The organism is Pseudoalteromonas sp. (assembly GCF_018402495.1).
Taxonomy (GTDB): Bacteria; Pseudomonadota; Gammaproteobacteria; order Enterobacterales; family Alteromonadaceae; genus Pseudoalteromonas.
Genome location: NZ_JAGYIU010000004.1, coordinates 460,357 through 473,200, shown reverse-complemented (window position 1 = coordinate 473,200; position 12,844 = coordinate 460,357). Strand labels below are relative to the sequence as shown.

14 protein-coding genes and 1 other RNA gene are annotated in these 12,844 nt (G+C 41.1%); 2 read left to right on the top strand and 13 right to left on the bottom strand.

The window, feature by feature from the left end; translation table 11 throughout:
• Positions 1-36: 36 nt before the first annotated feature.
• The 9 genes from alr to rpsF all read right to left on the bottom strand — a co-directional run bounded on the left by alr (position 37) and on the right by rpsF (position 6,236).
• Entirely contained in the window at positions 37-1,116 is a 1,080-nt protein-coding gene (gene alr, locus KG708_RS14580; RefSeq protein ID WP_213610922.1) for an alanine racemase, read from the bottom strand.
• A complete protein-coding gene (dnaB, locus tag KG708_RS14575) occupies positions 1,116-2,495 on the bottom strand; it encodes a replicative DNA helicase (protein ID WP_016900130.1) in 1,380 nt (459 codons plus the stop codon). The genes alr and dnaB overlap by 1 nt, the downstream gene beginning before the upstream one ends.
• Before the next feature lie 112 nt (positions 2,496-2,607).
• Positions 2,608-3,546, bottom strand: a complete 939-nt coding sequence (locus KG708_RS14570; protein WP_213610921.1) for a DUF4097 family beta strand repeat-containing protein — start codon at positions 3,544-3,546, stop codon at positions 2,608-2,610.
• A 9-nt stretch (positions 3,547-3,555) separates the two neighbouring features.
• Positions 3,556-4,035, bottom strand: a complete 480-nt coding sequence (locus KG708_RS14565) for a hypothetical protein (protein WP_213610920.1) — start codon at positions 4,033-4,035, stop codon at positions 3,556-3,558.
• Positions 4,028-4,579, bottom strand: coding sequence for an RNA polymerase sigma factor (locus KG708_RS14560; RefSeq protein ID WP_213610919.1), 552 nt, complete (start codon positions 4,577-4,579; stop codon positions 4,028-4,030). The genes KG708_RS14565 and KG708_RS14560 overlap by 8 nt, the downstream gene beginning before the upstream one ends.
• Before the next feature lie 225 nt (positions 4,580-4,804).
• On the bottom strand, positions 4,805-5,257 hold the full coding sequence (rplI, locus tag KG708_RS14555; RefSeq protein WP_008110407.1) for a 50S ribosomal protein L9: 453 nt from the start codon (positions 5,255-5,257) through the stop codon (positions 4,805-4,807).
• A 36-nt stretch (positions 5,258-5,293) separates the two neighbouring features.
• Positions 5,294-5,521 (bottom strand): 30S ribosomal protein S18, encoded by a 228-nt coding sequence (rpsR, locus tag KG708_RS14550; RefSeq protein ID WP_002962753.1) that lies wholly within the window; start codon positions 5,519-5,521, stop codon positions 5,294-5,296.
• Between the two features lie 12 nt (positions 5,522-5,533).
• A complete protein-coding gene (gene priB, locus KG708_RS14545; RefSeq protein ID WP_008466122.1) occupies positions 5,534-5,851 on the bottom strand; it encodes a primosomal replication protein N in 318 nt (105 codons plus the stop codon).
• Positions 5,852-5,894: 43 nt separating this feature from the next.
• Positions 5,895-6,236: a 30S ribosomal protein S6 gene (gene rpsF / locus KG708_RS14540; protein ID WP_008110420.1), complete on the bottom strand. Its 342-nt coding sequence runs from the start codon at positions 6,234-6,236 to the stop codon at positions 5,895-5,897.
• Positions 6,237-6,628: 392 nt separating this feature from the next.
• Here rpsF and KG708_RS14535 point away from each other — a divergent pair, with 392 nt between their 5' ends.
• The gene (locus KG708_RS14535) at positions 6,629-7,828 is read left to right on the top strand and encodes an alpha/beta hydrolase-fold protein (protein WP_213610918.1); all 1,200 of its coding nucleotides are present in this window, start codon (positions 6,629-6,631) and stop codon (positions 7,826-7,828) included.
• A gap of 160 nt (positions 7,829-7,988) precedes the next feature.
• On the opposite strand, the gene KG708_RS14530 is transcribed toward KG708_RS14535, so the two are convergent.
• Genes KG708_RS14530 through KG708_RS14515 form a run of 4 tightly spaced genes read right to left on the bottom strand, consistent with a single transcriptional unit; the run spans position 7,989 to position 12,275 of the window.
• Complete coding sequence (locus KG708_RS14530; protein WP_213610916.1) at positions 7,989-9,155, bottom strand: FAD-dependent monooxygenase; 1,167 nt, start codon at positions 9,153-9,155, stop codon at positions 7,989-7,991.
• A complete protein-coding gene (gene ubiH / locus KG708_RS14525) occupies positions 9,152-10,339 on the bottom strand; it encodes a 2-octaprenyl-6-methoxyphenyl hydroxylase (protein ID WP_213610914.1) in 1,188 nt (395 codons plus the stop codon). The genes KG708_RS14530 and ubiH overlap by 4 nt, the downstream gene beginning before the upstream one ends.
• Positions 10,340-10,353: 14 nt before the next feature.
• Positions 10,354-11,676 (bottom strand): Xaa-Pro aminopeptidase, encoded by a 1,323-nt coding sequence (pepP, locus tag KG708_RS14520; RefSeq protein ID WP_213610912.1) that lies wholly within the window; start codon positions 11,674-11,676, stop codon positions 10,354-10,356.
• A gap of 35 nt (positions 11,677-11,711) precedes the next feature.
• On the bottom strand, positions 11,712-12,275 hold the full coding sequence (locus KG708_RS14515) for a UPF0149 family protein (protein ID WP_213610910.1): 564 nt from the start codon (positions 12,273-12,275) through the stop codon (positions 11,712-11,714).
• Between the two features lie 225 nt (positions 12,276-12,500).
• Between KG708_RS14515 and ssrS the strand changes: the two genes are divergently transcribed.
• Positions 12,501-12,684, top strand: a non-coding RNA gene (gene ssrS / locus KG708_RS14510) — 6S RNA.
• The last annotated feature ends 160 nt before the right edge of the window (positions 12,685-12,844 follow it).

Here is a 12,844-nt window from a genome sequence, read left to right as displayed (position 1 = left end):
GCTACATAAACTTAATAGGTATTTTTAAAATAAATATTAGCGCTGGTACTCATAACTTACGCGCGGTGTAATATTACACAATAATTCGTAAGATATAGTATCAGCACATTGCGCAATCTCTTCTACCGGTAACTCGGGCCCCCACATCACCACCTCATCGCCTACTTTGATACCATCAGCATTTTCACCAATATCAACACTGATCATATCCATAGAGATGTTGCCAGCAATACCATAACGTTTGCCAGCAATCACCACAGGTGTTCCATGTTTAGCATGGCGCGGATAGCCATCACCATAGCCCATGGCAACCACTGCAAGCTTAGTCGGCTTAGTACTTTGCCAACTGCCACCATACCCAACACCTTGCGCAGCATCAACATCGCGAATTGCAATGACCTTAGTGGTTAAGCGCATCACCGGCTTAAGCTGATAGTCTTTGCCAGAAGTATTAAGCATTGGTGATACACCATACATCATCAAGCCTGGACGCACCCATTCGCCATGACCGGCAGGCCACGCAATAATACCAGCCGAATTTGCTAAACAATGTGCTTGTTGTTTGCCTTGCACTAATGAATCAAACAAAGCAATTTGCTCAGTTGTTTTGGGATCATTAACATCATCGGCACTGGAAAAGTGCGTCATTAAATTAATTGTATCTTTAGCGTTATTGGTCGCTTGCAAGCGCTGATAAAAATCATTCAACTGCGTTGGTGCAACCCCTAAGCGATGCATGCCCGTATTGATTTTTAACCAGCAACTAATTGGTGCATCGAGCTTTGCATTTTCAAGTGCTCTGAGCTGGTTTTCATCATGGATAATGGTTTGAAAGTTATTGGCTAATAAAATCGGTAAATCATTTTGATGGAAAAAACCTTCTAGCAACACAATAGGTTTGGTCAGCCCGCCTGCTCGCAGTGCGAGCGCTTCATCTATTCGTGCCACTGCAAATGCGTCGGCATCATTAAGGTGTTGCGCTATTTTTACTAAACCATGGCCATAAGCATTGGCTTTTAATACCGCCATAACTTTACTGTTAGGCGCAAACTGTCGCACTTGCGCTAAATTATGAGCAAGTGCTTGTAGGTTAATTTCGGCAATAGCTAAGCGCATTAGTAATCATCATCTACAGCAGGCCCCGCGTAATTATCAAAGCGAGAAAATTGACCTTGGAAGGTTAAACGCACTTTACCAATCGGGCCGTTACGCTGCTTACCGATGATAATTTCTGCGACCCCTTTATCTGTACTGTCTTCGTTATATACTTCGTCACGATAAATAAACATGATTAAATCGGCATCTTGCTCAATAGAGCCCGATTCACGTAAATCTGAGTTAATTGGGCGTTTATCAGCACGTTGCTCTAGGGTACGGTTAAGCTGCGATAGTGCAACAACCGGACACTGTAATTCTTTTGCTAATGCTTTAAGTGAACGTGAAATTTCGGCAATTTCTAAGGTACGATTATCTGACAAGCTAGGTACGCGCATTAATTGTAGGTAATCGACCATGATCATACTAATACCACCATGATCGCGGGCAATACGACGTGCACGTGAACGTACATCAGTGGGTGTTAAGCCTGAGGCGTCATCAACATACATTTTGCCTTTTTCCATGAGTAACCCCATGGTTGATGAAAGACGCGCCCAGTCGTCGTCATCTAGCTGACCAGTACGTACCTTAGTTTGATTAATACGACCAAGGGACGCCAGCATCCTCATCATAATTTGTTCAGAGGGCATCTCTAGTGAGTAGATAAGTACAGGCTTGTCTTGGGTCATTGCTGCATGCTCAGCAAGGTTCATCGCAAAGGTGGTTTTACCCATCGATGGACGTGCTGCCACAATAATTAAATCTGAGGGCTGCAGGCCAGTCGTCATTTTATCTAAATCAGCATAACCTGTGCTTACACCGGTAACACCATCTTGTGGTGATTGATAAAGCTCTTCTATTTTATCAACGGTTTTTTCAAGTATGTTGTGAATGCTTTGCGGGCCATCACTACTTTTTGTACGTTGCTCAGCAATTTTAAATACTTTGCTCTCAGCAAAATCAAGCAGATCGTGGCTTGTGCGCCCTTCTGGGTTAAAGCCTGCCTCAGCAATTTCATTGGCAACACCAATCATTTCACGCACAACTGCACGTTCGCGTACAATGCTAGCGTAAGCATCAATATTAGCAGCACTTGGGGTGTTTTTAGCTATTTCGGCTAAATACGCAAAGCCACCAATCCCTGAAAGCTGATTATTTTTTTCTAAACTTTCAGAAATAGTAATTAAATCAATCGGATCGCCAATTTCAGCCAGTGCTGTCATTGCCTCAAAAATAAGCTTATGGGTACGGGTGTAAAAGTCCTGTGACACAACAAGTTCAGCTACGCGATCAAATGCTTGATTATCAAGCATTAAACCACCTAAAACAGATTGTTCAGCTTCTATTGAATGGGGAGGAACTTTAAGAGTGTCGACTTGCTTATCTGGTTTGGCCATAACTTCACAGTACTAAAATTGAATGGCTCTATTCTATCGACTTGGCGGGGCTGTGCAAATAGCAAAGCAGGAAATCTTTCCTGCTTTTTGTAACTTAAAATAAAATGGATGATTATTGGCGCTTAAGTCCAATCGCCCCACTTATGGTATTCATTTCTACACTGGCATCGGTGCCATTAGTATTAAACTTAATTCCACTTGCTGGGCCATATTTGGCTTTTTGTACTTTATCCTTGGTTAGCTGGTTGTCAATTTTACCGCCGGCATGGGCTTGCACTTCAAATTGTGCCGATAAATCAGCTGGAAAGTAAAACTCAGCATTGCCACTTACAGATTCAAAACTTAAATCAGCATCACTTAAAAGGCGATTAATACGCACTTCAACTTCGCCATTTACAGTGCTTATTTGTAACTCTTTGATTGCATCGAAGGTAAGATTGATATCACCGTTTACGTTTTCTAAGCGAATATCATTGGCAGTCGAGTTTGATTTTATATTCCCATTAACCGCATTAAAACGAACTTCTCCGTTAGATTGCTGATCATCAATTGCGCCATTTACAGTTTCAAATTGCACTTTACCACTGAGGTTTTTTGCGTTGATGTCACCGTTAACACTAGTAAGCTTAATGTCGCCGTTAAGATCATTTACTGTAATGGCGCCATTGACTACATCAATTTCAGTGCCTCTTTTTAACTCTTTTGCAGTTACCGAAGCGTTAACCCCAACATACTCCAGCGCACTGCTTTGAGGCATGAAAATAGTTAGCGTTGAGCCATTATTGTTATTATCCCAATTTGAAAGATCAGGCATTTTTACAATAAACTGAGTTTTATTACCTTGTGTTTTAAGAGTGTAGCCTTGTGCTTTATCATCAAGCTCGCCGCTCACTTTAAATTGATTTTTCTCCCAGCCCATAATATTTACATTGCCGCGCTGATTTTCTATATGAATAACGCCACCGTTTGGTACTTCAATTTGTTGTTCTATTTTTTCACCGGCAAATACAGCCATTGGTAATAAAGCGATTCCAAGTATTATTGCTTTCATTTATTTCTCCTAGATTTGTTGCCAACGCGGTGCATGCACCTTGTTAATTAAGTCGAGTTGTTGTTGATATACTTGCGCTAACATAGACAGTAGCGCCTTATTTTGTGGTTCATTTTCAAGTGTTTGCTTTATAGCCTGCTCAGCATCTTCAAGTTCTTGTAGCTGCACTTGCCAGTTATCTGTTAGTGCCGCTTGGCTTTGGTATTGAACAAGTAAACTTTGTTTTTGCTTAGTAAAAAAATCACTCATCGCCACAGCGGTATTTGTCTCTGGAGATGTAAAAAACACCATAGTGCTAACCAAAGCAGCCACACAACATGCCGTAATAGCAGTTAGCTTCGGCCAAACTACACTCTTAACTGTACTTGCCTGCTTATTAGTCATTATGGCGCGCTCAATCCCATCCCAGAGCTCTTTATCGGGTGTTATATTTTTATTTAATTGTGTTAGCGACTCATTTAAGTAGTCATCAAAATTTGTTTTACTCATTTTCGTACCACTGTTTTAATAATTGCCTTGCACGATGATATTGCGCCTTACTAGAGCCTACAGCCATGCCTAGCAAGGTTGCTATTTCTTCATGCCTATAACCTTCAACGGCATACAGTACAAATACCATTCTTGCGCGCTCAGGCAGCCTAACGATTAATTTATCTAAGCCATTTAAGCCATTGCAGTCATTTGCAGATTGCTCATCCATACCGCTTTGTTCAAAGCTAATAACTGTATTTAGCCAATGTTTTTGCTTACGCACATAACTAATGGCAATATTACTGGCGACACTGTGAAGCCAGGTAGAAAACTGCGAACGCCCATCAAATTGCGCTATTTTGTGCCATACCTGTACAAATACTTCTTGAGTTGCATCTTGCGCATGCCCCTCATCGGCAATTAGCCTCAGGCATAAGCCATAAACTTTTGCTTTATGCATGTCATAGAGCGCTTTATAGGCTAACTGGTCGCCGTTTTTAACTTGATCAATAAGCATTTGCTGCACTTGATCAGTTATTGGCTGATTAGCGTCCATTAACATCGCAAATTTTTCCTGTTTATAATTATGTAATTGCAATTTAACTTATTAGACGCGAGGAGAAATAGAAAGGTTTAAATGAAATAGAAAATATTTGTAGAAAATGAAGCTTTATTTTAGAAAAGTGTTTGATTTAATCCACAGCAAACAATTTATTGTTTTAAATTACAAATTTTAGATACAAAAAAACCGTGCAAAGCACGGTTTTTTTTAACTTAATTTTAAAAATTAAGCTTCAGCAATAACGATTACTTTAATAGTAGCTGTTACGTCTGAGTGTACTGCGATTGCAACGTCAAATTCGCCAGTCTCACGGATAGTACCTAGAGGTAAACGAACTTCTGATTTAGCAACTTCAACACCAACAGCTGAGATAGCGTCAGCGATGTCACGAGTACCGATTGAACCGAATAATTTACCTTCGTCACCAGCTTTAGATACTAATGTAACTTCTGCTAATGCTTCAAGTTTGTCAGCGCGTGCTTGTGCTGCAGTTAACTGTTCAGCGATTTTTGCTTCTAGTTCTGCGCGACGTGCGTCAAACGTTTCAATGTTTGCTTTAGTTGCAGGAACTGCCTTACCTTGTGGGAAAAGGAAGTTACGTGCGAAGCCAGATTTAACAACAACCTGGTCACCTAGGCCACCTAGGTTAGCGATCTTATCTAGTAGAATAACTTGCATGTTTCTACACCTTTTAAAAACGTGTTAATCCGCTGCTTACTTATGTAAGTCAGTGTATGGAAGAAGGGCTAAGTAGCGAGCACGCTTAATAGCAGTTGCTAGCTGGCGCTGGTATTTAGCGCTAGTACCTGTGATACGGCTAGGTACGATTTTGCCACTTTCTGTAACATAGTTTCTAAGAGTAGCTAGATCTTTGTAATCGATTTGTTGTACGCCTTCCGCTTTAAAGCGGCAGAACTTACGACGTCTGAAATAACGTGCCATGAGATTAATTCCTCAAATAATTCTTTCTATATGCTGAGCATGCAAAACCAATTGGCTAAGGCCGTTACGACCTTCGTGGCGATTTAAAAAACCACTCACTTGCAATGCCTGCCCAACGTGCAAATGTTGAGTCTGTTGTTGCATTTGCTTACCACTGGCAACCACCTGAAGCCTCACATAACTATTACGGTTAAGATCTGCTTCAACTTGCATTGATTTATGTTCTACAACAAAAATACAATGCGGTATGCCCGCGGGGCTTTGGCTAAACTTGGGTGTTTTACAAACGACCCCCGATATAACCAGCTGATTCGTATATGGGCTAACCATTATAGTAACTGCTGACTACGTGCCATGCTAGGACTCAAAACAATTAAGCAGCTGGTGCTTCTTTCTTCTCTTCTCTTACAAGAGGAGACGCTTCAGTTACAGCGTTTTTAGTACGCATAACTAAGTTACGAAGCACTGCATCGTTGTAGCGGAAAGTAGTTTCTAGCTCGCTGATTACTTCAGTTGGTGCTTCAACGTTCATAAGAACATAATGAGCTTTATGAAGCTTGTTGATTGGGTAAGCCAGTTGACGACGGCCCCAGTCTTCAAGACGGTGGATAGTACCACCTGCTTCAGTGATAGAACCAGTATAACGTTCGATCATACCAGATACTTGCTCACTCTGATCAGGGTGAACCATGAATACGATTTCGTAATGACGCATGGATATTCCTTACGGTTAATAGAGCCTTCTACCGTTTCGGCCGGTCGGTTTAAGGCAAGGAATTAATAGTTTAAAAGCCGAAATGAGCGCGCATTTTACGCTTAGTAGGATAATTAAGCAAGCAGGTTTTTTAAGCTTTAATAGATAAGTGTTGAAGGTATAGGGGTTCGGGGTTCGGGGTTCGGGGTTCGGGAAGACATTACTAGATACTTTCTTGATATCAACAAATAAAGATAAGTGTTTCAATTTTTTGTGGTAGGCGCTGAGCTTGCTCGCGTGAAAAGCGAAGCCTTTAGTTACTTAAGCCCTACATTTACCCCTAAAATATAAACATTTACTCAAATCTAAAGTCGTGCAATTATTGAGCAACACATTATTTAATAAGGATATTTATGAAGCTTTTACTATCGCTTGTGTTAATACTTACTTTTAGTACACCTGTTTTAAGCTATGCAGACACCGCTACAACCGACATAACCGTGGGTAAAAAGGTCATTCTACAATCAAAAATACTTAACGAAGACAGACCTATCAGAATATTCATACCTGACAATGTAAAAGACGATCAGCCGCTCTATGTTATTTATTTACTTGATGGTGTTGAGCAGTTTCATACGGCGTCTGGCGTTATAAAATCCCTTGTTGATTACGAGCAGATACCTAATGCAATGCTTGTTGCTATTGATACAACCAACCGTGTTCGTGATTACTTACCTAAAGTACAAGGTGAGCCTAAAACGGAGTTTCAAACCTTTGTTACAAATAAATGGCCTGACGCAGGGCAAACCGATAATTTTTTAAAGTTTGTGTCTGACGAACTCATGCCCTATATAAATAGCAACTACCCAACTAATGGTTACAACACCTTAATTGGTCATTCTAATGCTGGTACATTAGCGCTTTATACTTTAGTTAATCAACCGGCATTATTTAACAACTACATCGCTATAAGCCCAAATAGTTGGTGGAGTGATGAAGAGTTAAAAAGTAATATTATTAAATACACTAAAAACCCCAAAGGCGGTCAAGCGTTATTTATTAGTGTTGCAAGTGAAGGCGCACGCTTTTATACCGGCGTATTAAATACTTTAGTAAATTTAGAGCAACAAATGCCCACGCAGCTAAAATGGAAATATAAGCATTATCCCACTTTTACTCATATGGGAACCATACTTCCAGCACTTAGCGATAGCCTAATTCACTTATTTAGCGACCTGATATTTAAAGTTACTGACGAGCACGGAAAATTTTCGGATGTATCATTGATTACCGGTTACTACCAAGCACTTAGTAATAAGTACGGATTTGAGCTTAAAATTCCACAAGATGTGTACGTAGAATTTGCCCACAGCCAGCAAGAGTTTGGTAACACTAAAAAAGCTATTTCAACACTTAAACACTTTACTAACAATTACCCTAATGCTGCTTACTCTCACATGCGATTATCGCAAGGCTACACTGCTAATAAGCAGTTCAAAGAGGCATTCACTAGTATGAAACACGCACTAGAACTTGCTAAACAGAACTCGCGTGACCCGCTATTAATCGATGCACTGCAAGATATGGTGAATGAAGCACAAGAAAACTTGTAGCTCATTAATTTAAAAGCATTACGAGCTTCGCTCGTCGCGTCAGCAAGCTGTACGCATACACTAAAGAAAGCATTAGCCTATAAAAAAACCGATGCTTAAACTAAACATCGGTTTTTCTTTAACTGATAGCTGACAGCTAAAAACTGACCGCTTGTCTTTATCATTTCCCTATCGCTTCTTTGGCGAATAAGTGTTTTATTGGGCCTAGGTTATCAACGAGTGAAAGCCCTACTCCGCGGATCAGCTTTTTAACTGGGTTTGCGCCTTCAAACAACTCTTTTAGCCCTTGCATCATGGCGATGTGTTTTTGTGCGTCGAGCTTGCGGGTGCGCTCGTAATCACGCAGTGTGCGAGTACTTGCAAACTCCTCACTATCGGTTGTTAATAGCTCAATTAAATAAGCCGCATCTTTTAGGCCAAGGTTCATACCAAGCCCTGCCAAAGGGTGAATGGTATGTGCTGCATCGCCTATTAGCACTACTTTGCCAGTTACCCACTGCTGCGCATAACGCATTTTAAGTGGCAACGCGACACGCTTACTTTGCACTTCGCACAAACCACATTGGCTATCTATTGCAGCCATAACTGCTTTATTAAAGCTGCTATCGTCCATCGCAAGCAAATCATCGCAATGATTAGGGCTGGTAGACCACACAATTGAATGAGTATGCTCATCACTCAGTGGTAAAAATGCTAAAGGCCCAGTAGGTAAAAATATTTGACGCGCGGTATTACCGTGCGGCTCTTTGGTTTTAACTGTGGCGACTAACGCATGGTGATCGTAATCTTTAAAACTCAGCGCCATATTAAACTGTGTACGAATCGCTGAATTTGCCCCATCAGCCGCCACCAGCAACTTAGCAATAATAGGTTCGCCAGTTTTTAAATTAATAAATACATCAGACTCGCTTTGGTGTATTTGCTGATACTCGGTATTAAACATGAGTGTAGCATTGCTTTGCTGCTCAAGCTCTTTTATTAGTGCAAAGCGAATAATGTCGTTTTCAACTATGTGGCCTAAATGGTCAAGCTCAAGTTGCTCGTTATTAAAGGCTATTTTTCCAAAGCTATCGGCATCGCGTACATCCATATGCGTATACGCACATGCCCGCTCGGCCATTATATATGGCCATACATTTAATTGCTCGAGCAAGGTTTGGCTGGCAATACTAAGCGCACTAACGCGTAAACCATAATCGTCACTCGGTGGAGCTTGAGTAGGCGCTGCATCTAACACAACCACGCTGATATTCGCTTTAGCAAGCCCCAGCGCCAAGGTTAACCCAACGCAGCCACCACCCACTATACAAACCTGTACTTGTTTCATAAACGTGTACCTTGTTTAACTTGCCCCATTAATTGTTTTGCTAATGGGGCTTTGAATACGGGGAATAAATCCATCGAAAACAGCCCAATACTGCGACCAAGCGCTAACACCCGTGATGAGTTTGAAAAAAGCCGAACCAATGCATCGGTCAATGTCATTACCGTTTTTATATCATCACTGCGCTTAATTGAATATTGACGAGTAAAGGCATAACTACCTAAATCATGTTCACTGTTTGCTATTAAGTCACTAAGCACTTGTACGTCGCGCAGCCCTAAATTAAAGCCTTGCCCTGCAATTGGATGAATGGCGTGTGCCGCGTTACCTATTACCACAGTACGGTGCGCCGTCAACGATTCGACTTGCCCATAAACCAGCGGATAACTGGCGCGCATACCGACTTTTATAAATTGCCCTGCGCGATAACCAAAGGTGGTTTGCAGAACACTTAAAAAGTCTGACTCACTTAATGTCATATGCTGCTCAATATGCTCTTGACGCATACACCATACTAACGAATAACGGTTATTACTCATGGGTAATAAGGCCATTGGGCCGTTTTGGGTAAAACGCTCAAACGCATGATGGTTATGTCCACCAACCACTTCTATATTGGCAATAATCGCGCCTTGTTCATAAGGCTGGGTATTAAAACCTAGGCCTAGCAAGTGACGTGTTGGCGATTGTGCACCGTCGGCAATCACTAACAGCTTAGCGCTTAGTTTTTCACTACTTTGTAATGTAAGTTCATTACTTTCGGCGTTTTGTTTTATCGCCGTTACGCTATCAGGGCAAAAAAGCGATATATTTGATTGCGTTAAACGCTGATGCAGCGCTCTGCCAAATGGGTTTACCTCAACCACATAACCTAATGAGGGTTTAGAAAACTCATCACTGTGTATATGGGTTTTACCAAAGTGCCCTTTGTCTGACACACTTACTTTTTTTATGGCTGCCGCATAGGGAGCGTTTATTTCAAATAAATTGAGGCTTTGTAAATACTCCACCGACTGCTGTGCAAGCGCTATGCTTCTGTCATCAAAACTTGGGTGATAATCTGTGGTTACTTGGTTTGCTTCAACCACGGCAATATGTAGGCTGGGATTTTTTTTACTTATGCTCAGTGCGCAACTTGCGCCCACTAAACCACCGCCAATAACTACAACATCAAACTGCTTAGCCACTTTTATCTCCAAGCTTATACGTTTTTAGCGCTTTGCATTAACGCTTCTATTTCGCTAATTTTTTTAGGCACGGTAATCGTTAAGTTTTCGTGACCTGACTCAGTTACTAATAAGTTATCTTCAATACGAATACCTATGCCTTGGTATTTTTTGGGTGCGTTTGAGTCTTTACTAATATAAAGCCCAGGTTCAATGGTCAGTACCATACCAGGCTCAAATGCACGCTCTTCATTATTTACTCGGTAATCGCCTACATCGTGAACATCGAGTCCTAACCAATGGCCAAGACCATGCATGTAGTATTCTTTACAGGCTCCTTGCGCCATTAGCTCATCAAAGTCGCCGGTTAAAATACCTAAATCGAGTAAACCTTGGGTTAGCACTTGCATAGCTAATTTATTAGCCTGCGATAAGTAGCCACCGGGCTTTACTTCGTTAAATGCCACTTCTTGCGCTTTAAGCACAATATTATAAAGCGCAGCTTGCTCGGTGCTAAATTTACCATTAACGGGGAAAGTACGGGTAATGTCGGCTGCGTAACCTTGTAGCTCACAACCTGAATCAATCAGCACTAGGTCGCCATTGTTTAATACATCGCTGTTTTGGGTGTAGTGCAAAATATTAGCGTTATCGCCACTACCGACAATGGTGCCATAAGCTGGATATGGCGCACCGTTCATTGCATAGTGATGATGAAGCTCTGCCTCTAATTGAAACTCGGTTGCGCCAACGTGGGAAAAACGCATGGCACGCATGTGCGCTCGGGCACTTATTTCACAGCCTTCACGCATAATGTTAATTTCGCTTGGCGATTTAAATAGGCGCATTTCATGTAATAACGGGCGAATATCTTTAATTGTACTCGGTGCTGTATCGCCTTTTTTGGGGGCACTGCGCAAAGTATTGAGCATTGAAAATACTTTGCCGTCAAAGGTAGGATACGTCCCTTGTGCATAAAATAAAATCTGTTGGCCGTTCACCAAATTCAATAATTGTTCGTTTACTTCACTTAATGCATAAGTTTTGTCGAATAAGTATTCGCTTTGCGCTTTTTCAAAACCAATGCGCCTGCCGTGCCATACCTCTGCAAGTTTATCTTTATCTAAACAAAACAATATAGAAGGCGTATCACTGTCTTTGCATAACACCAATACCGCATCAGGTTCGTTAAAACCAGTTAAGTAAAAAAAGTCACTGTCTTGTCTAAACGGGTAGTGAGTATCTCGGCTACGTGTGAGCTCGGTTGTAGCAGGAATTATCGCAATACTGTTGCTATCCATTGCCGCCAATAAACGCTCGCGGCGCGCTTTAAACTCTGACTTTTGTATTTCAACCATTAATAACTAACCCATTACTTTGATTGTGTTGCCAATTAATGAAGTGTTTTTTTTGCACTTTGCGGATTTTGCTCTTTGCCTAGCTCTGCAAAACACAATAAAGCTGATACACGAACATACTCAATCACTTCATGGAGTGCTTGGCTATCCTCTTCGGTTTCTTCAAAGGTTGTATCAAGGCGCGTAATTTCGCTAAAGTCACTGATCACTTCTTTTACATCTGCCGACAGCTTGCCGTAGTCTTTTTGCTTTAAGCCAAAGCCCAGCATAAACCCAGCTACCCATGATACGAGCCCATTGGCTTGATCGATGAGTGTTTCGTCATCACTCGGTAAAAACAAATCAAATTGAAACTCTTCATTGTTAAAGCTTTCAACAACTTGTTGATAAACTTTACCAAAAAACTGTTTTAAATCGTTGCTAAACGACTCGCCATCATTAAATACGTCGCTCAGTAAGCCCAAGTATTCTTTATCGTCAATGCTTAGCCCACAAGCAAGTAAACCGCTAATAACGCCATGCGCTTCAGCAGGTGATACAAATATTTCGTTTTTCTCTAAAAGAAGTTGGGCTTTTTCGTAATCTGGTAAGTTATTCATAATGACGTCTTCGCTTTGCTAATTAAAGCAATGCTACCACTCGATAAAAAGCAACTCCAATGAATTCTATGACTGAGGTCAAAAGCAAGCGATTGAAAAGCTGATTAAGTTCAAAAAGCAATCTTAAAAGTAAATATAAGATTAAATTTGCAGGAAAACTGAGCGAACGGTTTAATTTTTTACGTTTGGGGTTTAAGGATTGGAATATGTCTTATATACTAAATTTGTTCCCTGGGGTGCAGGAGCTTGGTTAAGTCCCTGAGCCGATAAATTTTATACCAGGATTTTTGTTCGTTTACTATTGTGCAAGCTCGGCATGTACCGAGAAGCCTACGGTAGACCGCAGATTTCCGCCCTGAAACCTTAAGGTTTCAGGACTGACACCGGGCACCGCATTCTCGGGGAACACCTTCTTTTATAGCCTAGGTTCTAGGTTCTAGGTTCTAGGTTCTAGGTTCTAGGTTCTAGGTTCTCAAGCATTTATTTATCATTAAATTTATCCTTACTTTTTCTCTTTAAATATACCGAACTGCGTCTCCACAGCCCGATATTTAATTTTATTTCTAACG